This is a genomic window from Asanoa siamensis, from assembly GCF_016862555.1.
GTDB lineage: Bacteria > Actinomycetota > Actinomycetes > Mycobacteriales > Micromonosporaceae > Asanoa > Asanoa siamensis.
The window spans coordinates 21,008-41,165 of the sequence record NZ_BONE01000033.1; the positions used below are offsets into that span (position 1 = coordinate 21,008).

Consider the following 20,158-nt stretch of genomic DNA (forward strand, 5'->3'; position numbering starts at 1 on the left):
TGCTCTCCTAAACGATCAGGGCCGCAGCAGGGTCTTGATGGCGCGGCGCTGGTCCATCGCCCGGTAGCCCTCGGCCGCCTGGTCCAACGGCAGGGTCAGGTCGAAGACGCGGCCCGGGTCGATCGCGCGGGCGTGGATCAGGTCGATCAGCTCGGGCAGGAACCGCCGCACCGGGGCAGGACCGCCGTGCAGGTGTACGTGGGAGAAGAAGAGCTCCTCGCCCGGCAGTTCGACGCCGTGGGCGACACCGACGTAGCCGACGTGTCCACCGGGGCGGGTGGCGCGGATGGCCTGCATCATCGACTCGGGGGTGCCGACCGCCTCGATCACCGAATGCGCACCCAGCCCACCGGTCAGCTCCTTGATCGCGGCAACGCCGTCGTCGCCACGCTCGGCGACGATGTCCGTCGCCCCGTACTCGAGCGCCAGCTTCTGTCGGTTCTCGTGGCGGCTCATCGCGATGATCCGCTCGGCGCCCAGCTGCCTGGCGGCCAGGACGCCGAGCAGCCCGACCGCTCCGTCGCCCACGACGGCGACCGTCCTGCCCGGGCCGGCCTTCGCCGCGACGGCGCCGAACCAGCCCGTGCCGAGCACGTCGGAGGCGGCGAGCAGGCTCGGCACGAGATCGTCGGACGGTGCCTCCGGGGTCGCGACCAGCGTGCCGTCGGCCAGGGGCACCCGCAGCCGTTCGGCCTGCGCGCCCAGCGCACCCACCGGCTCCCGCCGCACGCAGGAGGACTGGTAGCCCGCCCGACAGATCTCGCAGGTGTTGTCGGACGCGAAGAACGAGCCGACGACGAACTGCCCGGGGCGCACGAGGCGGACGTCGCTGCCGACCTCCTCCACGACGCCGACATACTCGTGTCCCATCGGCGACGGACCGTTGACCGCTTCGATGCCACGGTACGGCCAGAGGTCGGAGCCACAGACGCAGGCCGCGACCGTACGGATGACCGCGTCGGTGGGTTTCTCGATCGTCGGATCCGGTCGCTGCTCGACGCGGACATCGCCGGGGGCGTACAACATCGCACCTAACACGGGGGGTGTTCCTCTCACTGCACAGGCCGGAGTGCTCAGTCGCGATCCATGGAACCCGCTGCGCCGCCCGGGTGGGAGTGGCTGTCGAAGCAGGTAACGGCAGAACCCCCCTCGTTGCCTCCCAGGGTCGTAGCGTGGCTGTCATGGACAGCCGGGACGAGGTGCGCGAGTTCCTGGCCTCGCGCCGGGGCAGGATCAGCCCGGAGCAGGCCGGACTGCCGTCGTTCGGCGGCACCCGCCGCGTCGCCGGGCTGCGGCGGGCCGAGGTCGCCCTGCTGGCCGGCATCAGCCCCGACTACTACACCCGGCTCGAACGCGGCAATCTCTCCGGCGTCTCGGACAGCGTCCTCAACGCGATCGCCCGCGCGCTGCGACTCGACGAAGCCGAACGTTCCCACCTGTACGACCTCGCCCGGACCGCCAACACCAGCCCGCGCACCCGGCGGCGGCCCGTCCGTGCGCAGGTCCGGCCCGGCGTCCGATCACTGCTGGACGCGATGACCGACGCCCCCGCGTTCGTCCGCAACGGACGCCTCGACGTCCTGGCCGTCAACCGGCTGGGGCAGGCGCTCTACGCGCCGGCCTTCGACGGCCCCGAACGGCCGGTCAACCTCGCCCGGTTCTGCTTCCTCGATCCGCGGTCCGAGGACTTCTATCCGGACTGGGACGGCGCGGCGGACACGACCGTCGCGCTGCTGCGCACCGAAGCCGGCCGCGACCCCTACGACAAGGAACTGACCGACCTGGTCGGCGAGCTCGCCACCCGCAGCGACGAGTTCCGGGTCCGCTGGGCCGCCCACAACGTCCGGCTGCACCACACCGGCGTCAAGCATTTCCAGCACCCCGTCGTCGGCCGCCTCGATCTCGCCTTCGAGGCGATGCCCCTGCCGGCGGATCCAGGCCTCACACTGACCGCCTACAGCGCCGAGGCCGGCAGCCGCGCCGCCGACAACCTGCGGCTGTTGGCGAGCTGGGCCGCGGCACCGCAGCCGGTGAGCGACGATCGGCAGCCACCGTCGACGTAGACCGGCACCGGTCAGCCGATTCCGCCGCGGGCGGAGGTGAGCTTGCCGAGCAGCTCATGGCATGTCTGGGCGCGTTGGGCGTCCTCGTCGCGGACCTTTTCGATGAACTGCCGTACGTCGTCATGGCCCTCGGCGTCATCGAGGTACCTGGCGTACGACGTCGCCGCTTTCAGCGCGTGGTACTGGATGCTGACCAGGTCGTAGACGATGTCGTCGGCAGGCGAATGGGACTCGGCCATGACGTCACTCCTTCCTGGGGGTCTCCCGTCCGCGTACCCGCAGGACCCGTGGAAAAACACGTGGCGGCGGCCGACCGGATGGTCAGTGGGCCCGCGGGCGATCCGTCGTCGACGCGAGCCGGGATCGGGTGCGGGCCGGCGCGGTCGAGGGAAGCGTGGCGATGATGTCGGCGAGCGAAACGCCGGCGAGGCTGCGCCGCCACGCCTCGTGGGCCTCGGCCATCTTCTGGGCCAGCACGCAGGTGTCCTGGCACTGCTCCGGCGGCAGCGCTCCGCGTCCCTGTTGGCGGATCTCGCGGCACTCGTACGGCGCGGAGGTGCCGTCGACCGCCTCCACGATCCGCAGCAGCGTGATCTCGGACGCCGGCCGGGCGAGCCGGAAACCGCCGCGCGGGCCGGTCGTCGCCGCCAGCACACCGGCCTTGACGAGCTCTTGCAACTGCTTGGCCAGATAGGCCGCCGGAAGGTCGAAGTATCGGGACAGCTGCGCCGCCGACGCGCTGGCTCCCGGCTCGAGTTGCGCCAGTGTCGCGGCGCAGTGGAGGAGCCACTCGGTGCTCGCAGGCAGCTTCACCGCGTCATCATAACGCCGACATTGCGGATCCGGTAAGTCCGAGATAGCGTGAGCCCGCAACGAACGAGAGGAAGACCATGCGGATAGCAGTCGCCGGCGCGACCGGGAACATCGGCGCCCTCACCGTCACCGCCCTCGAACGGGACGGGCACGATGTCGTACGCATCAGCCGTTCCCTGGGCCTGGACCTGTCGACGGGTGACGGACTCGACGAGGCCCTCATCGGCGTCGACGCGGTCATCGACGCCACCAGCATGCCGGCCGCCGGCCGCGCGGCGACGGTGGCGTACCTGGGCACCACCACCCGGAACCTGCTCGGCGCCGGGAAACGGGCCGGCGTCCGGCACCACGTGCTGCTCTCGATCGTCGGGACCGACCGGATCGAAGGCAACGCGCACTACGCCGGCAAACGCGAGCAGGAGCGCCTCGTGGCCGCGGGTCCGGTGCCGTGGACGATCGTCCCGGCCACGCATTTCCACGACTTCGCCGCCATGGTCGCCGGTTGGGCCGAACGCGACGGCGTCGCCACCATCGCGCCCCTGCTCGTCCAGCCGATCGCCCCCGCGGACGTCGCCGACATTCTCGCCGAGATCGCGGTGGGCGAGCCGCGCGGCCGCTACGCCGACGTCGCGGGCCCGCAGACGCAGGATCTCGTCGACATGGCCCGGCGCACCAACGACGCGCGCGGCCACGCGATCGAACTCGTGCCGACGTGGTCGGGCATCTTCGGCCCGGAGATGGCCGGCACCGTCCTGCTGCCCAGCGAGCCGACCCGTATCGCACCGACCACCTTCGACGAGTGGCTCACCGGACAGCAGCAGGACCGCACCCACGTCGGATAGATCGACCAAAGGGCTAGCGTGCCCGTGGGTGTGGCGGGAAGTCTGGTCGGCGAGAAACCAGTCCACGTCCGGAGGCCGGCGATGCGCGCACGTGACCTTGCTGCACCGTTCCCGATCGTCGAGTTCGCCACGCCGGCGGTCGAGGCGGCCCGGCTGTTGGCCGGGCAGGATCTGCCGGGCCTGATCGTGGTGGACGGGGCTGGTCGTCCGTCGACGATCCTGCCGGGGACCCAGGTGCTGCGGATGGCGATCCCCACCTACTGCCAGGACGACCCGGCGCTCGCGCGCGTCATCGACGAGGCGGCGGCCGACCTGTTCCTGCGCGAGCTCGGCGACCGCACGGTGCGCGACTGCCTGCCGGAGCGGGAGCGGGAACTGCCGGTAGTCGACCCGGACGCGACGGTCCTGGAGATCGCGGCGCTGATGGCCCGCTCCCGAAGTCCGCTGGTCGCGGTGGTGGACCGGAAGGAGGGCATGCTGGGCGCGGTGACGCTGGACGCGCTCCTCGACCGGCTGGTCGCCGAGTGACCGTCACCGCCTGGCTCGCCGTCGGCGTCTTCGCCGCGGCGTACACGTTGATCGCGACCGAGAAGGTGCACCGGGTCGCCGCGGCGCTCGGTGGTGCGGCGCTGATGCTGGTGATCGGCGCGACGGACGCCGAGCACGCGTTCTTCTCCGAGGACGCGGGCGTCGACTGGAACGTCATCTTCCTGCTGCTCGGGATGATGCTGATCGTCGCGGTCCTGCGACGCACCGGTGTGTTCGAGTTCGTGGCGATCTGGGCGGCCAAGAAGGCGCGCGGCCGCCCGTACCGGCTGATGGTGATCCTGGTCCTGGTGACCGCGGTCGCGTCGGCGTTCCTCGACAACGTGACGACCGTGCTGCTGGTCGCGCCGGTGACGTTCCTGGTCTGCGATCGGCTGGCCGTGCCGGTGGCACCGTTCCTGATCGCGGAGGCGTTGGCGTCGAACATCGGTGGCACGTCCACTCTGGTCGGTGACCCGCCGAACATCATCATCGGCAGCCGCGCCGGCCTGTCCTACAACGACTTCATCGTCCATCTCGCGCCGATCGTGGTGCTGCTGCTGGTCGCGTTCCTCGCGCTGTGCCGGTGGCTGTTCCGGGACGCCTTCCGGTACGACCCGGAGCGCGCGGCGTCGGTGCTGGCGCTGCGGGAACGGGACGCGATCCGGGACGTCCGGCTGCTGGTCGTCTCGCTGGTCGTCCTCGTGCTGGTGACGGCGGCGTTCGTCCTGCACACCGTGCTGCACCTCGAGCCGTCGGTGGTGGCGCTCGTCGGTGGGCTCGTGCTGCTGGCCGCGTCGCGGCTCGACGCCGGGGAGGTGGCCCGCGACGTCGAGTGGCCGACGCTGGTGTTCTTCGCCGGCCTCTTCGTCATGGTCGGCGCGCTCGTCTCCACGGGCGTCGTCGACCGGGTCGCGCAGGCAGCGTCGGACGCGGTGGAAGGTCGGCTGCTGACCGCGTCGATGGTGTTGCTGTGGGGTTCCGCGGCGCTGTCGGCGATCGTCGACAACATCCCGTACGTGGCGACGATGAGCCCCGTCGTCGCTGAGTTGGTCCGCGCCGACTACGGCGGCCAGGACCCGCAGGTCCTCTGGTGGTCGCTGGCCCTCGGCGCCGACCTGGGCGGCAACGCCACCGCCATCGGCGCCTCCGCGAACGTGGTCGTCCTCGGCATGGCCGAGCGCGCCGGCCGCCCGATCTCGTTCTGGCAGTTCACGAAGTACGGGCTCGTCGTGACCGTGGTGACGGTCGCGCTCTGCGTGCCCTACCTCTGGCTGCGGTACTTCGTGTTCGCGTGAGCGTTGTTCACCGCACAGCACAAAGACGGCCGTATCGGTTCCGTCAAGACCCTGGCGGATCCGGCCCGAACGCGCTGACATGGATGTGGCGCCCCGACCTCCACACCCCCTGGAACGGTCCCATGCAACGTCTGCCGGTCATCCCGGTCACCCTCGGCGGCTGCCTCGTGGTGGCCGTCGTCGGGCTGGCCGCCGCCACCACCGAGACCAGTACGGTCGGGGTGCTCCTGGCGGTGGCCGTGGCGGTCGGCGTGCTCTCCGCGGTCGTCGCGGATCGTCGGGCGTGGCTGGCGGTGACGGTGTCCGGCGCGCTGACGTTCCTGGTCGCCGTCGACGACGGCGAGAACGGCTGGCCGTATCTGGTGTTCCTCGTCCTCGCCGCGGTGCTCGGTCGGGGGCAGCGGTGGATGCGCCCGCACTCCAAGCCATTGCCGATCATCGATCGACATGTGCGGGGGTCGTCCCGTCCCATGCCGTAGACTGGGCGGCAGGAGCGCCGGGAAGCCTGGTCGGCACCGTGTTGTCGACCCCGAAAGGGCCCTCCCACATGGCGAAAAGCGCCCAGAGTCGGCTATTTGGCCGCGGCAGTTGGGTCGAGACCCGGCGCATCACCGACATCCTCCGCACCGAGACCGCGGGTGGCCTGCTGTTGCTGGCTGCCGCCGTCGTGGCCCTCATCTGGGCCAACTCACCGTGGTCCGGCGGTTACCTCTCCCTGTCGGCGATCGAGGTCGGCCCCGCGTCGTGGCATCTGGACCTGACCCTGGCCGAATGGGCCGCCGACGGGCTGCTGGCCATCTTCTTCTTCGTCGCCGGGCTTGAGCTCAAACGGGAGTTCGTGGCCGGCGACCTGCGCGACCGCAGGCGGGCCGCGCTGCCGGTCGCGGCCGCACTCGGTGGCGTCGCCGTACCCGCGATCGTCTATGTCGCCGTCAACCGGCTCAGCACGGGGGGCGCGCCCGTCGGGTGGGCGGTGCCGACCGCGACCGACATCGCCTTCGCGCTCGCCGTGCTCGGCCTGATCAGCACCCATCTTCCGGCCGCCCTGCGGACCTTCCTGCTGACCCTGGCCGTGGTCGACGACCTGCTGGCGATCATGATCATCGCGATCTTCTACACGAGTTCGCTGGCCTGGGCGCCGCTGCTGCTCGCGCTGATCCCGCTCGCCGCCTTCGCCGTGCTCGTGCAGCGCCGCGTCCGCTCGTGGTGGTTGCTGCTCCCGCTCGCGGCCGCGACCTGGATCCTGGTGCACGCGTCCGGGGTGCACGCCACCGTCGCCGGCGTCCTGCTCGCGTTCGCGGTTCCCGTCATCCGCCGCGCGCCGGGCGACGGTCCGGGCCTCGCCGAACACTTCGAGCACCGGTGGCGCCCGTTGTCCGCGGGCGTCGCCGTGCCGCTGTTCGCCTTCTTCGCCGCCGGCGTCTCGGTGACCGGCGCGGGTGGGCTCGGGGAAAGTCTGCGCGATCCGGTGACCATCGGGATCGTGCTCGGCCTCGTGGTCGGCAAGACCGTCGGCATCACCGGGTCGACCTGGCTCGTCCAACGGTTCACCCGCGCCCAACTGGCCGACGGCCTGTCCTGGTGGGACGTGACGGGCCTCGCCATGCTCGGCGGTGTGGGCTTCACCGTCTCCCTGCTGATCAGCGATCTCGCGTTCGGCAGCGGAACGCCGCGCGACGACCACGCCAAGGTGGGCATCCTCCTCGGGTCGATTGTCGCGGCCCTGATCGCCGCCGTCGTCCTGCGCGCCCGCAACCGCCACTACCGCCGGCTGTGCGCCGACGAGGAACGCGACTGGGACGAAGACGGCGTGCCGGACGTCTACCAGGGGGACGCGGTTCGGCCTTGAACGACGCCGGCATCGCACGGCTGCTCAGTAGCCCACGTCCCGACGGCGCAGGCCGGCATAGCCGCTGATCGCGACCACCACCGCGACGAGCGCGATCAGGACCAGCGGGGTCGCCGTGAGGGCCTCCAGGGGAGCCTGCGGTGTGTGGGCGAACGGCGACGCCCGCCGCAGCCACCCGGGGAGGTCGAACGACTCCGCGAACAGGGCGATCACCGCGCAGTACGCGACCGCGACCCAGGCGACGACCGCGGCGGCGCGGGGCAACCACCCGATCGCGAGTACGGCGACCGCGGCCACCACGAGGACGGCGGGCAGGTAGCCGAGCGCGACACCGAGCAGGCGCGGGACCTGGTTGGCGTCGCCGACGGTGAGCCCGTACGCGAGACCCTGCCCGGCGCCCGCCGCGGCCAGGACCAGGGCGCTCCCGCCGACCGCCACGCTGAGGTGACTGGCCAGCCAGGTTGCGCGGCTGGTCCCGGTGGCCAGCACCGGCTCGGCCCGACCGGAGGTCTCCTCCGCGCGGGCGCGCAACGCGGCGGTCACCCCGAAGGCCGCCGTCATCAGGGCGAGAGTCGTCATCGTCAACGCCAGGTACGCGTTGATCATGTCCGCGGCGCCGCCGGGGAGGAACTGGGCCACCTCGGGGTTGTCCGCGACGTACTGCTCGATGCTCTCGCCGATCGACCCGTACGCGGCGCCGAGCAGGAACAGACCGACCGCCCAGCCGACGACGGGCCCGCGCTGCAGCCGCCACGCCAAGCCCCAGGGCGAGCCCAACGCCGGCGACGCGGACGGGCGTCCCGGTCGCGGCCGCACCAGCCCCGCACCGAAGTCGCGCCGCCCGAGCAGCGCCAGCGCCGCGGTGACCAGCAGCGCACCGAGCGCGACCGGGACGAGCAGCGGCCACCACCGGTTGTCCACGAACGGGAACGTGCGCTGGGCCCAACCGATGGGCGACACCCAGGACAGCGCGCCACTGCCGACGTCGCCCGCGGCCCGCAGGACGAACGCGGCGCCGAGGACGAGCGCGACAGCCCCGTACGCGGCGCGGGTGCTCTCGAACACCTGCACCGCCACGGCGGTGAGCGCGGCGAAGGTCATCCCGACCGCGGCGACGGACACTCCGAACAGGACGGACCCGGCCGGCGGAAGCCCTGTCCCGGCGGTCACGGCGAACAGCAGCACCGCCACAGCCAGGTTGGCCAGGAGGGCCAGGCCGAGGACGGCGGCGAGCGTGGCGGCACGACCCACCCGGGCCGAGCGGACGAGCTCGGCGCGGCCGGACTCCTCGTCGGCGCGGGTGTGCCGGCCGACGAGGAACATGTTCATCAGCGCGACGAGGATCGAGACGAACGCGAGGATCTCGAACGCGACCTCACCGCCGATCGTCTCCAGCAGCCGGACCGGCCCGCTCATCGCGATCACGGCGGTGTTGCCGCCCAGGGTCCGGCGCAGGTTCGCGAGATCCTCCGGTGTGTCGTAGAGGTTCTGGCTCTGCGTCGACTGGACGAGCACCAGCAGCGTGGCGCCCGCCAGCCACCACGGCAACGCGAACCGCTCGCGGCGCAGCATGAACCGCAGCAGGCCACCCGCGCCGGTCACCGGGCCACCGCCGCCGCGGTCGGGGTCTCCTCGTCGCCGTAGTGCCGCAGGAACATCTCCTCCAGCGTCGGCGGCGTGCTCGTCAGGCTCCGCACACCCAGCGGGGCGAGCCGGCGGACCACGGCGTCGAGCTGCGCGGTGTCCACGTCGAAGCGGGCATGGTGGTCGTCGACGACCAGGTCATGGACGCCGGGCAGTGCGTCGATGCCGGACAGCGGCTGGGCCGTCTCCACCGCTATCGAGGTGCGGGTCAGGTGGCGCAGCTCGCGCAGCGTGCCGGTCTCGACCGTGCGCCCGAGCCGGATGATGCTCACCCGGTCGCAGAGCGCCTCCACCTCGGCGAGGATGTGGCTGGAGAGCAGGACCGTGCGGCCTTCTTCCTTGGCCTGGTGGACGCAGTGCTGGAACTGCGCCTCCATCAACGGGTCCAGGCCCGACGTGGGCTCGTCGAGCAGCAGCAGCTCGGCGTCCGAGGCGAGCGCGGCGACGAGGGCCACCTTCTGCCGGTTGCCCTTGGAGTAGGTGCGGGCCTTCTTGCGCGGGTCGAGGTCGAACCGCTCGAGCAGCTCGTCCCGGCGTGCGCGGTGCAGGCCGCCGCGCATCCGGCCGAGCAGGTCGATCACCTCACCGCCGGTGATGGTGGGCCAGAGCGTGACATCGCCCGGCACGTACGCGATCCGGCGGTGCAGGGCGACGGCGTCCCGCCACGGGTCCTGCCCGAGCATCCGCGCGGTGCCGGCGTCCGGGCGCAGCAGGCCGAGCAGGACACGGATCGTCGTGGTCTTGCCGCTTCCGTTGGGGCCGAGGAAGCCGTGCACCTCGCCGGACCCGACCGTCAGGTCGAGCCCGTCGAGCGCGACGGACCGGCCGAAAGACTTGGTGAGGCCGGCGATCTCGATCGCCGGACCGTTCGCAGCGTTCACGTCGATGCTCCTCATAGGACGAGGCGAGGAAGAGGGCGCGCGTTCATGCGCGCGAAGAGAAGCCCGGTGTCGCGGGCGGGTGGCTACTGGGCCGCGTCAGCGGCGACGTCGTCCGGGGGCGGCGGGTCCGGGACGTACATCAGGTAGTCGTCGAGCATCGAGCGGTCGACGAGTAGGCCTTGCGCGAGCAGCTCCAACTCGGGCGCCGTGATCTCGCGCACGCACCGCCGAAAGGCCGGAGCGGCGACATCCACATCGACGGATGCCATGAGATGAGGTTAAACACTCGTTCAATCGCTGCATAGCCCGCGGCAGGACCCGCCGCGTCAAGAACTCGTCAAGATCGGCATCAGCCGCCCGCCAACCACCGGGAGACCTGGGCGTGTTCAGCTCCGTGGATCAGGAGCGCTGTGCTGGTACGCGGTGAGGTAGGCGAGTGCCTCGGCGCTGCGGCTGCCTGGCCCCGGCGTGCCGACGAGCAGTTGCTGGCCGGGCGCGTCGCGTACCTCGAAGGTCTGATATGTCAGCTCTATCCGTCCGACGCCCGGGATCTGGAAGACCTTGGACAACCGGGTCAGGCCGCGCACCGTCTGGTCCTCCCACAAGGCCCGGAACTCCGGCGAAGCCTCTCGCAGGTCGGCGACAAGCGCCTGGATCTCCGGGTCGTCGGGGAACAGCCCGGCGTTGAGACGCAGGGCGTGCACGGTGTTCTCCGTCAGGATGGGCCAGTCGAGGAAGACGGACCGTGCCTGGGGATGCTGGAACAGCACCCGCAGCATGTTGGTCGTGCCCGCGAACGGCGCGAGCAGCGCGGCGGCTACCCGGTTGGTGGCGAGCACGTCGAATGCGGGGTTCAGCACGTACGCGGCCGAGGTCGGGAAGCTCTCCAACAGTCGCAGCAGTTCGGGGTGGACCAGGTCGCGGGAGGCGTTCGGGCCGATCCGGGGATTCAGTCCGGCGAGCCGGAACAGGTGGCCGCGCGCGTCCCTGTCGAGCCGTAGCGCCCGGCCGATCGCGTCGAGGAGCTGTGCGGACGGGTTGCGTTCACGGCCCTGTTCGAGGCGGGCGTAGTAGTCGACGCTCACCCCGGCCAGCACGGCGATCTCCTCGCGGCGCAGCCCGGCCACCCGGCGGTCGCCTCCCCCGCGCAGTCCGACGTCGGCGGGGTCGACCCGGGCACGCTGGGCCCGGAGGAACTCGCCCAGATCATTGCCGCGCACGTCAATCAGCCTAGATCCGCTGGTCGGAGGCCTGCCAGGGTGCCGTACTCCCTGGAAGACGCGGCCTTCTCCGGTCGGGCGAGGAGCGCGACGGTGGACGCCGGACGCGAAGCCGTCGCCATCCTCACCGTTCACAGGAGCTCTCCCATGTCGCACTCGCCGACAGTTGCCACGAACCTGACCATGACGATCGGCGGTGCCGCGGTGTCGGGCAGGTCGTCGTTCGAGGTGGTCAACCCCACCGACGAAGCCCTCATCGCGTACGCGCCGGAATGCACCCGGGAGCAACTCGACCACGCGGTGCTCGCCGCCCGCACCGCCGCGCGCACCTGGGCCGCCGTGCCGTTCGCGCAGCGGCGGCGGCTGTTGCACGAGATGGCCGACGTGATCGACGCCCACGTCGACGAGCTCGGCCGGCTCGTCACCGCCGAGCAGGGCAAGCCGTCGGCGGTGGCCGCGGCCGAAGTGGCCGGACTGGCCTACTGGCTGCGCGAGACCGCGGCCCTGACACTGCCGGAGACGGTGAACGAGGACAGCGGCGAGCGCCTCTCGGTGACCCGCCGGGTGCCGCTGGGCGTGGTCGCCGCGATCACCCCGTGGAACTACCCGATGGGGCAGCTCTCCTTCAAGCTCGGACCGGCACTCCTGGCCGGCAACACCGTGGTGGTGAAGCCCTCGGCGTTCACCCCGCTGTCCACCCTGCGGCTCGGCGAGCTGCTGCGCGACGTCCTGCCGGCCGGCGTGCTCACCGTCGTCTCGGGGAGCGGGGACCTGGGCGCCTGGCTCAGCGGACACCCCGGCATCGACAAGGTCAGCTTCACCGGTTCCACCGCGACAGGTCGCGCGGTCATGGCGGGCGCCGCGCCGACCCTGACCCGGATCACGCTTGAGCTCGGCGGCAACGATCCGGCGATCGTCCTGCCCGACGTGGACGTGCCGAGCATGGCGGAGAAGTTGTTCTGGGCGGCGTTCAGCAACACCGGGCAGATCTGCCTCGCCGTCAAGCGGGTCTACATCCATGCCGACATCTACGACGAACTGACGCGGAGCCTCGCCGACTACGCCGCCACGATCCGGATGGGTGACCCGACCCAGGAGGGAACTCAGCTCGGCCCGATCTCCAACCGTCGCCAGTACGAGACGGTGCTCGACCTGATCGAGGACTGCCGGCGACAGGGGCACACGTTCCTGACCGGCGGGACGCCCGCGCCGCGGCCGGGATTCTTCGTACCCGTGACGCTGGTCGACAACCCGCCGGAAGAGTCGCGGATCGTACGCGAGGAGCAGTTCGGCCCCGTCCTGCCGCTGCTGCGCTTCGACGACGTCGACGACGTCGTGGCCCGCGCCAACGCCGGCGAGTACGCCCTCGGCGCCTCGGTCTGGTCGGCCGACCCCGACGCCGCGCTCGCCATCGCCCGCCGGCTCGACGCCGGCACCGTCTGGGTCAACGAGATCATGCACCTGACACCGCAGGTCGCCTTCGGCGGCCGCAAGCAGTCGGGCATCGGCGTGGAGAGCGGCCACGAAGGGCTGCTCGAGTTCACCGAGGCACAGACCATCACCGTCCGGCGGGGCTGACATGCGTGCGTCGGTGCTCAGGGAGTTCGGTGGTCCGCTGGCCCTCGCGGAGATCGCGCGGCCGGTGGCCGGTCCCGGACAGGTGCTGGTCCGGGTGACGGCCAGCGGTGTCAACCCGTTGGACACCAAGATCCGGGCGGGCAGGGCCGCCCATGCCCGGGTCCATCCGCCGGCGGTGCTCGGCATGGACCTGGCCGGCGTCGTGGCCGAGGTCGGTGCGGGCGTCACCGGGTTCGCTCCCGGCGACGAGGTGTACGGCCTGACCGGCGGCGTGGGCGATCTGCAGGGGTCGCTGGCCGAGTACGCCGCCGTGGATGCCCGCCTGCTCGCCCGCAAGCCGGAGTCGTTGACACCGCGCGAGGCCGGCGCCCTACCCCTGGCCGTCGTCACCTCGTGGGAGGCGCTGGTGGACCGGGCGCGGGTGACCGCCGGCCAGCGGGTGCTGATCCACGGGGGCGCGGGCGGCGTGGGGCACGTGGCCATCCAGATCGCGCGCGCCCGCGGCGCCCAGGTGTTCGCCACCGGATCGCCGCGAAGCCTGCGCACGATCGCCCGTCTCGGGGCGACGCCGATCGATTACACCACCACGCCCGTCGAGGACTACGTCGCGGAACACACGGCCGGCGAGGGCTTCGACATCGTCTTCGACACCATCGGCGGCGCGACCCTCGACCTGTCCTTCCATGCCGTCCGCCGCTACACCGGACACGTCGTCAGCGCGCTCGGCTGGGGTACGCACAGCCTCGCGCCACTGTCGTTCCGCGGCGCCACGTACTCCGGCGTCTTCACCCTGATGCCGATGCTGACCGGTCATGGACGCGAGCACCACGGAGAGATCCTGCGCGCGGCCGGCGCGCTGGCCGACACGGGAGCGCTACGGCCGCTGCTCGATCCACGACCGTTCACACTGGCCACCGTCGGCGACGCCCACGCCTTGGTGGAGAACGGCACCAACAACGGCAAGGTCGTCGTCTCGCTATGAGATCCGCGGGGGAAGCGCGACCGTTTCGCCGGCGACATCGATCGCGACCTTGCCGTGGAGTGCGTACGATCGCCTGTTCTCCAGGAGTTCGTGGGCCTCGCCCATGCGGGCGAGCGGAAGGGTCGCGCCGATGATCGGCTTCACGAGGCCGCGTTCGACCAGTGTGGTGAGCCCGTCCAGCTTTCCTCGGTTCTGCCGGGCGAAGACGAAGTGGTAGGCGGTGTTCCGGCCCCACGCCTCGATGAGGTTCTGCGGCTGCGGGATGTCCACAATGCTGACTACACGGCCGAAGTCGGTGAGTGTCAGCGGGCTTCGGGTGAGCGTGTCGCCGCCGATGGTGTCGAAGACGACCTCGACCCCCTTGCCCCGCGTCATCTCGGACACGGCGTCGACGTAGTCCGTCGACGTGAAGTCGATCGCTTCATCCGCTCCGAGAGCGCGCACGAACTCGTGGTCGCCGGCCTTCGCGGTGGTGATGACTCGTGCGCCGATCGCCTTCGCGATCTGGATCGCGATCGTGCCGACACCGCCCGCCCCGCCGTGGATGAGGATCGTCTCCCCCACGGTGAGCGCGGCCCGCGTGACCAGGGACTCCCAGACCGTCGCGCCGACGAGGGTCAGGCTCGCCGCCTCCAGGTGACTGAGGTTCTCCGGCTTCCGGCCGACGAGGTCGACATCGGCGACGTGCTGCTCGGCGTAGGAGCCGGGGCCACCGAAGATCCGGGGCGTGTAGTACACCGCATCGCCGGCGTCGAACTCGGTCACGTGGGATCCGACTTCCTCGACCACGCCGGAGATGTCGTGCCCGATGATCGCCGGAAGCGGCACCTGGTCCGCGTAGTCTCCGCGACGGATCTGATAGTCGAGCGGGTTGACGGCGGTCGCATGGACGCGCACCCGCACCTGGCGGGGTTCGACCCGCAGCACGGAGACGTCGCGCAACTCGAAAGCATCGACCCCTCCGAAACGGGCGAGCACGACAGCCTTCATCGGATCAGTGTCGCGCGCTCGCCGACCAGACAGGCATCCTTGGCCCGACCACGCGCGCACCACCGCCCCACACTGGTCGGCAGCTCACGACACGACCACCACAGGCACCACCTATTCGCCTCGAGAGTCCAGGACGCGCCGGATGATCTCGGTCGTCGAAACAGCCGCGGTGTACGGCACGTAGCGGAAGATGCCCGCGGCCGCGGCGTCGCCGTAGATGTCGTGCACCACCTCCATCGGCAGGTCATCGCCGTGCGCGACCAGGGAGATGTCGTGACAACTGATGAAGTCGGCGGTGACTCGGAAGGGCGCCGGAGCGATGACCTCGTCGACGAACCGGCACGCACTAATGACCGCCACGCGCTCGTCCAACGACATGATCGGCCTGCGCTTGTAACGCGCGATCGTCTCGTCGTCCAGGACGCCGACAACGAGCGAATCGCCGAGTGCGCGGGCCGCTTTGAAGAGATTCACATGGCCGCGGTGGAACAGATCTCCGGGCCACGTCCACATAGACCCTCGAATCGCGACTCGTCCCACCGCGTCGGCTGCTGACCTGCTCCATCAGGTGATCATGTCAGCCGGCCGGCCATCCTGCCGCGTCCGCGGGATAGGCGCGGGTTTCCGTCGCCTTGACCGCGGCCCAGACGTGGCGGCCGAGGGTGAGGTCGAGCTGCGCGGCGGCGGCGGGGGTGATGTCGGCGGCCGCGGCGATCGGGCCGTCGAGTTGGAGTCGAAGGTTGTCGCCGTGGCGCTGGATGGCCGCGATCGTGGCCGGCCAGGTGTTGCGCGGGCTGCCGGTCGGCCGTTCAATGTGGACGGCCACGGCGACCGGGGGGAACGCGACGAACGCCTCGCCGTCGACGGAGTCGGTGGTCATCAGCGTCAGGTCACCCGCGATGTCGACCCTGCCGCCCACGGCCCGGCCCCGGTAGAGGTTGAGTCCGACGAGGCGGGCGACGTAGTCCGTACGCGGTTGGGCGGTGATCTCGGCGGCGTCGCCCTCCTGGACGACCCGGCCGCCTTCGAGGATGACGAGCCGGTCGGCGAGGACCAGCGCGTCGAGCGGGTCGTGCGTGACCAGCAGTGTCGCGCCTGGATGCGCGGCGAGGTGGCGGTGCAGTTCGGCGCGGGTGTCCAGGCGGGTACGGGCGTCGAGCGCCGCGAGTGGCTCGTCGAGGAGCAGCAGTTCGGGCTCGACGGCGAGGGCACGGGCGAGTGCGACGCGCTGTGCCTGGCCGCCGGATAGCTGCCGCGGCTTGCGGCGCGCGTGGTCACCGAGCCCCACCCGGTCCAGCCACGCCGCGGCGACCGTATGCGCTTCCTTGCGGCCTGTGCCGTGACTGCGCGGGCCGAAGGCCACGTTCTCGAGCGCGGTCAGGTGCGGGAACAGCAGATAGTCCTGGAAGACCACGCCGATCGGCCGGTGCTCGGCGGGCACCCAGCGCCGGGCCCGGGCGTCGTCGAGTTCGCGGTCGCGCAGCCGGATGTGCCCGTCGGTCAACGGTACGAGACCCGCCAGCGCGCGCAGCGCCGTGGTCTTCCCGGCGCCGTTGGGACCGAGCAGCGCGACGACTTCGCCGGGGTCGATGCGCAGGTCGATGTCGAGGCGGAAGGCGCCGCGGTCGACGACGATGCGGCTGTCGACGAGTGGGCCGGTCATGGAGCCGTGATCCAGCGATCGCGCAGGCCGGCGAGGATGACCACCGACACCACCAGCAGGATGAGGCTCAGCACGATCGCGCCGTCGAGGTCCTGTTCGAGGGTGAGGTAGACGGCCAGCGGCATCGTCTGCGTCCTGCCCGGGAAGTTGCCCGCGAAGGTGATGGTCGCGCCGAACTCGCCGAGCGCGCGGGCCCAGCACAGCACGGCGCCGGCAGCGATCCCGGGCGCGACGAGCGGGAGGGTGACACGCCGGAAGGTGGTCCACCGCCCGGCGCCGAGCGTCGCGGCCGCCTCCTCGAAGCGGGTGTCGGCGCCCCGCAACGCGCCTTCGACGGCGATGACGAGGAACGGCATGGCGACGAACGCCTCGGCCAGGACGACGCCCTTGGTGGTGAACGCGAACGTCAGCCCGAACGCCTGGTCGAGCCATTCGCCGAGCAGCCCGCGGCGGCCGAACACCAGCAGCAGCGCGAGACCGCCGACGACGGGCGGCAGCACCAGCGGCACGGTCACCAGCGCACGGACCAGGCGGCGGCCGGGAAACTCGACGCGCGCCAGCAACCAGGCCAGTGGGACGCCCAGCACGAGGCAGAGGATCGTCGCGAGCGTCGACGTCTCCAGCGACAGCCGCAGCGCGGTGAGGACCTGCGGGTCGGTCAGGCGCTGCGGCAGCGTCGCCCACGGCGCCCGGATCAGCAGCCCCGCCAGCGGAAGCACGAGGAAGGCCAGGGCGAGGATCGCCGGGAGGACCAGGACCACGGGGGTACGGCCGACGCGCCGCCGGAACCGGGGTTTCCTGGCGCCGGCGGCGTCTGTGGTGGTCACTACGGGGCCTGGAAGCCGGCGTCCGTCAGGACCTTCTCCCCGGGGTCGGAGGTCACGTAGTCGACGAACGCCTGGCCGCCCGCCTTGTTGGGGGCGTCCTTCAGCACGACGATCGGGTAGTCGTTGACGGCCTGGGCCGACTCGGGGAAGTCGACCGCGTCGACGCTGCTCGCGGCGGCCTTGGCGTCGGTGCGGTAGACCAGGGCGGCGTCGACCTCGCCGAGGGTCACCTTGGACAGGGCGGCCTTGACGTCCTGCTCCTGGGTCACCGGCGTGACGTTCGCGCCGGAGGCGGCCAGCGCCTTCTTGGCCGCGGCGCCGCACGGCACCTGCGCGGCGCAGAGCGCCACCTTGACGTCGGACTTGCTCAGGTCGGGCAGCCCCTGGATGCCCTTCGGGTTGCCCTTGGCGACGGCGATGACCAACTGGTTCTTGGCGAAGATCGTCGGCTGCCCCTCCGCGTTGCCGGCGTCGGTGACGGTCTTCATGTTGGCCGGCGCCGCCGAGGCGAAGACGTCAGCCGGGGCGCCCTGGTTGATCTGCGTCGCGAGCGCCGACGATCCGGCGAAGTTGACGATCACCTTGGTGCCGGGGTTGGCGGCCTCGAAGTCCTTGCCGATCTGGGTGAACGCCTCCGTCAGCGACGCCGCGGCGAAGACGGTGATGTCGCCGGTGCCCGCCGGTGCGCCGACGGTGCCGCTCGACTCGTCGCCGCTGCCGCAGGCGCCAAGGGCCAGCAGGGCGGTCGCCGCCAGGCCGGCCACCACCCCGCGTATCGAACGTGTGATCACGCTTGTCACAGCACAACGCTAGCAGTCGCATCTGCCGCGCGAAACGGCTATCGGGGCTCGCTTTCGCGGCGAACGTAGCCTTCGATAGTTCGCAGTTGCGCGCGTAACAGCGACCAACGAGGCCCGCGCGACCGGCGAATCAAACGAGTAGATCTTGACGTTTTCTTGACGGGTGTGGCCGGGTCGGGCCGGCAGGATGGACGCCGGTGGCGCGACGTCGAGAGGGCCGATCGGTGCACATGGAGTCTTCGCCGGCGGCAGCGCCCGGTGGTCGCGACGTCGTGCGGGCGGCCGTGGTGGTCGGCGCGCTCGGTGTCGTGTTCGGTGACATCGGGACCAGCCCGATCTACACGATCCAGACCGTCTTCAACCCCGCCGACCCGCACCCGGTGCCGGTCAGCAGCGGCAACGTGTACGGCGTCGTGTCGCTGGTGTTCTGGTCCGTGATGCTCATCGTCACCTTGACCTATGTCTCGCTCGTGATGCGGGTCAGCAACCAGGGGCAGGGCGGCATCATGGCCCTGATCACCCTGCTGCGCCGGGTGACCGGCCGGCGGCGGGGCAGTGCGCTGGTGCTGGCCGGGCTCGGGGTGTTCGGCGCCGCCCTGTTCTTCGGCGACAGCATGATCACGCCGGCGATCTCGGTGCTGTCCTCGATCGAGGGCCTCAAGGTGGTGCAGCCCAGCCTCGCGGACGCCGTCGTGCCGATCACCGCCGTGATCATCGTGCTGCTCTTCCTCGTCCAGCGGCTGGGCACGGCCGCGGTCGGCCGGTTCTTCGGCCCGGTGATGATCGCCTGGTTCCTGGCGATCGGCGCCTGCGGTGTCGGCGGGATCGTCGAGAACCCGGGCATTCTTCGCGCGCTGTCCCCGTCGTACGCGATCACGTTTCTGACCGGGCATTTCCACATCGCGTTCTACGCCCTCGCGGCGATCGTGCTCGCGGTCACCGGCGCCGAGGCGCTGTATGCCGACATGGGGCACTTCGGCCGGCGGGCGATCACCCGCGGCTGGCTGCTGCTGGTGCTGCCGTCCTGCACGCTCAGCTACTTCGGCCAAGGCGCGTTGATCCTTAAGGACCAGAGCAACATCAGCAGCCCGTTCTTCCTGCTGACTCCCGACTGGGCCCGGTTGCCGATGGTCGTGCTCGCGACCGCCGCGACCGTCATCGCCTCGCAGGCCGTCATCACCGGCGCCTTCTCGGTGGCGAGCCAGGCGGCCCAGCTGGGCTACCTGCCCCGGGTCCGGATCGCGCACACGTCGGCGTCGACGATCGGCCAGATCTACGTGCCGTGGATCAACTGGTTGCTGATGGTCGCGGTGCTGACGCTCGTCTTCGCGTTCCGCAGCTCCGCCGCTCTGGCGTACGCCTTCGGCATGGCGGTCGTCGCGACCATCACGATCACGACCCTGGTCTTCTTCTATCTCGCCCACGTCCGCTTCAGGACTCCACTATGGATCACGATCGTCGGCGCGGGCTTCCTGTTGGCGATGGACCTGTTGTTCCTCGGGGCCAACCTGACCAAGCTGTTGCACGGCGCGTGGCTGCCGTTGCTGATCGCCGTGGTCGCGTTCGCGGTGATGACGACCTGGCAGCGCGGGCGGCAGGTGGTCACGCGCGAACGCGCCGAGGCCGAGGGCCCGCTGCGGGAGTTCGTCGCCGACCTGCACGACCACGCCGGCACGTTCACGCGGGTGCCCGGCACGGCGGTGTTCCTCAATCGCGGCAAGGAGACGGCACCCTTGGCGTTGCGGGCCAACGTCGAGCACAACCACGTGCTGCACGAGCACGTGCTGATCCTGTCGATCGAGACGGAGACCGTGCCGTACGTGCCGGACAGCGCGCGGATCGAGGTCGACGACCTCGGCTACGCGGAGGACGGGATCGTGCACGTCATCGCCCGGTACGGCTACATCGAGACGCCGAACGTCCTCGCCGCCCTGGCGCTGCTGCGACCGGACCGCACCGAGGGCACGGCCGCCCTCGAGGGTGCCTCGTACTTCCTGTCGAAGATCGAGCTGACCCGCGGCGACGCGCCCACGATGGCGGGCTGGCGGAAGCGGCTGTTCATCGCGACGTCGTACGTCACGGCCGACGCCGCCGAGTACTTCGGCCTGCCGCGCGAACGTACCGTCATCATGGGCTCCCGCATCGCGGTCTGAGCACGGCTGGCCATCATCGAAAACTGGTTG

21 protein-coding genes are annotated in these 20,158 nt (G+C 71.1%); 9 read left to right on the forward strand and 12 right to left on the reverse strand.

Translation table 11 applies throughout. The annotated features are described in order from the left end of the window. Window positions 1–15 precede the first annotated feature (15 nt). Complete coding sequence (locus Asi02nite_RS20615; RefSeq protein ID WP_239126854.1) at window positions 16–1,026, reverse strand: zinc-dependent alcohol dehydrogenase family protein; 1,011 nt, start codon at window positions 1,024–1,026, stop codon at window positions 16–18. 155 nt (window positions 1,027–1,181) lie between these two features. Here Asi02nite_RS20615 and Asi02nite_RS20620 point away from each other — a divergent pair, with 155 nt between their 5' ends. Further along, the gene (locus tag Asi02nite_RS20620) at window positions 1,182–2,063 is read left to right on the forward strand and encodes a helix-turn-helix domain-containing protein (RefSeq protein WP_203715311.1); all 882 of its coding nucleotides are present in this window, start codon (window positions 1,182–1,184) and stop codon (window positions 2,061–2,063) included. A gap of 11 nt (window positions 2,064–2,074) precedes the next feature. Here Asi02nite_RS20620 and Asi02nite_RS20625 read toward each other — a convergent pair whose 3' ends face one another. After that, window positions 2,075–2,302 (reverse strand): hypothetical protein, encoded by a 228-nt coding sequence (locus Asi02nite_RS20625; protein WP_203715313.1) that lies wholly within the window; start codon window positions 2,300–2,302, stop codon window positions 2,075–2,077. A gap of 82 nt (window positions 2,303–2,384) precedes the next feature. Beyond that, window positions 2,385–2,876 (reverse strand): RrF2 family transcriptional regulator, encoded by a 492-nt coding sequence (locus Asi02nite_RS20630; protein ID WP_203715315.1) that lies wholly within the window; start codon window positions 2,874–2,876, stop codon window positions 2,385–2,387. Window positions 2,877–2,953: 77 nt separating this feature from the next. On the opposite strand from Asi02nite_RS20630, the gene Asi02nite_RS20635 reads away from it, so the two are divergent. The 5 genes from Asi02nite_RS20635 to nhaA all read left to right on the forward strand — a co-directional run bounded on the left by Asi02nite_RS20635 (window position 2,954) and on the right by nhaA (window position 7,390). After that, window positions 2,954–3,718, forward strand: coding sequence for an SDR family oxidoreductase (locus tag Asi02nite_RS20635; RefSeq protein ID WP_203715318.1), 765 nt, complete (start codon window positions 2,954–2,956; stop codon window positions 3,716–3,718). Window positions 3,719–3,799: 81 nt separating this feature from the next. Then, window positions 3,800–4,246, forward strand: a complete 447-nt coding sequence (locus tag Asi02nite_RS20640) for a CBS domain-containing protein (RefSeq protein WP_203715319.1) — start codon at window positions 3,800–3,802, stop codon at window positions 4,244–4,246. After that, window positions 4,243–5,541 carry an ArsB/NhaD family transporter gene (locus tag Asi02nite_RS20645; RefSeq protein ID WP_203715321.1) on the forward strand — a complete coding sequence of 433 codons (1,299 nt, stop codon included), beginning with the start codon at window positions 4,243–4,245 and terminating at the stop codon, window positions 5,539–5,541. Before Asi02nite_RS20640 ends, Asi02nite_RS20645 begins: the two co-directional genes overlap by 4 nt. Window positions 5,542–5,663: 122 nt before the next feature. After that, complete coding sequence (locus Asi02nite_RS20650; RefSeq protein WP_203715323.1) at window positions 5,664–6,020, forward strand: hypothetical protein; 357 nt, start codon at window positions 5,664–5,666, stop codon at window positions 6,018–6,020. Between the two features lie 68 nt (window positions 6,021–6,088). Next, window positions 6,089–7,390: a Na+/H+ antiporter NhaA gene (gene nhaA / locus Asi02nite_RS20655; RefSeq protein WP_203715325.1), complete on the forward strand. Its 1,302-nt coding sequence runs from the start codon at window positions 6,089–6,091 to the stop codon at window positions 7,388–7,390. A 24-nt stretch (window positions 7,391–7,414) separates the two neighbouring features. Here the strand turns inward: nhaA and Asi02nite_RS20660 are convergent, their stop codons facing one another. From Asi02nite_RS20660 to Asi02nite_RS20675, 4 genes are all read right to left on the reverse strand, one after another. Then, on the reverse strand, window positions 7,415–8,992 hold the full coding sequence (locus tag Asi02nite_RS20660; RefSeq protein WP_203715327.1) for an ABC transporter permease: 1,578 nt from the start codon (window positions 8,990–8,992) through the stop codon (window positions 7,415–7,417). Continuing rightward, a complete protein-coding gene (locus tag Asi02nite_RS20665; RefSeq protein WP_444541774.1) occupies window positions 8,989–9,915 on the reverse strand; it encodes an ABC transporter ATP-binding protein in 927 nt (308 codons plus the stop codon). Before Asi02nite_RS20665 ends, Asi02nite_RS20660 begins: the two co-directional genes overlap by 4 nt. Before the next feature lie 83 nt (window positions 9,916–9,998). Continuing rightward, entirely contained in the window at window positions 9,999–10,184 is a 186-nt protein-coding gene (locus Asi02nite_RS20670; protein ID WP_203715465.1) for a hypothetical protein, read from the reverse strand. Between the two features lie 117 nt (window positions 10,185–10,301). Beyond that, window positions 10,302–11,135, reverse strand: coding sequence for a helix-turn-helix transcriptional regulator (locus tag Asi02nite_RS20675; RefSeq protein ID WP_203715330.1), 834 nt, complete (start codon window positions 11,133–11,135; stop codon window positions 10,302–10,304). A 147-nt stretch (window positions 11,136–11,282) separates the two neighbouring features. Here Asi02nite_RS20675 and Asi02nite_RS20680 point away from each other — a divergent pair, with 147 nt between their 5' ends. Further along, window positions 11,283–12,713 carry an aldehyde dehydrogenase family protein gene (locus tag Asi02nite_RS20680; RefSeq protein ID WP_203715331.1) on the forward strand — a complete coding sequence of 477 codons (1,431 nt, stop codon included), beginning with the start codon at window positions 11,283–11,285 and terminating at the stop codon, window positions 12,711–12,713. 13 nt (window positions 12,714–12,726) lie between these two features. Next, entirely contained in the window at window positions 12,727–13,695 is a 969-nt protein-coding gene (locus Asi02nite_RS20685) for a zinc-dependent alcohol dehydrogenase family protein (protein WP_203715333.1), read from the forward strand. Here the strand turns inward: Asi02nite_RS20685 and Asi02nite_RS20690 are convergent. From Asi02nite_RS20690 to modA, 5 genes are all read right to left on the reverse strand, one after another. Beyond that, the gene (locus tag Asi02nite_RS20690; RefSeq protein WP_203715334.1) at window positions 13,690–14,748 is read right to left on the reverse strand and encodes a zinc-dependent alcohol dehydrogenase family protein; all 1,059 of its coding nucleotides are present in this window, start codon (window positions 14,746–14,748) and stop codon (window positions 13,690–13,692) included. The two genes, Asi02nite_RS20685 and Asi02nite_RS20690, sit on opposite strands and share 6 nt — an antisense overlap. 48 nt (window positions 14,749–14,796) lie before the next feature. Further along, window positions 14,797–15,198, reverse strand: a complete 402-nt coding sequence (locus tag Asi02nite_RS20695) for an adenylyltransferase/cytidyltransferase family protein (protein WP_203715335.1) — start codon at window positions 15,196–15,198, stop codon at window positions 14,797–14,799. A gap of 64 nt (window positions 15,199–15,262) precedes the next feature. Next, window positions 15,263–16,348, reverse strand: a complete 1,086-nt coding sequence (locus Asi02nite_RS20700) for an ABC transporter ATP-binding protein (protein ID WP_203715337.1) — start codon at window positions 16,346–16,348, stop codon at window positions 15,263–15,265. After that, complete coding sequence (locus Asi02nite_RS20705) at window positions 16,345–17,175, reverse strand: ABC transporter permease (protein ID WP_203715340.1); 831 nt, start codon at window positions 17,173–17,175, stop codon at window positions 16,345–16,347. Before Asi02nite_RS20705 ends, Asi02nite_RS20700 begins: the two co-directional genes overlap by 4 nt. Next, window positions 17,175–17,966 (reverse strand): molybdate ABC transporter substrate-binding protein, encoded by a 792-nt coding sequence (modA, locus tag Asi02nite_RS20710; protein ID WP_373312296.1) that lies wholly within the window; start codon window positions 17,964–17,966, stop codon window positions 17,175–17,177. Before modA ends, Asi02nite_RS20705 begins: the two co-directional genes overlap by 1 nt. A gap of 239 nt (window positions 17,967–18,205) precedes the next feature. Between modA and Asi02nite_RS20715 the strand changes: the two genes are divergently transcribed. Continuing rightward, window positions 18,206–20,128: a potassium transporter Kup gene (locus Asi02nite_RS20715; protein ID WP_203715349.1), complete on the forward strand. Its 1,923-nt coding sequence runs from the start codon at window positions 18,206–18,208 to the stop codon at window positions 20,126–20,128. The last annotated feature ends 30 nt before the right edge of the window (window positions 20,129–20,158 follow it).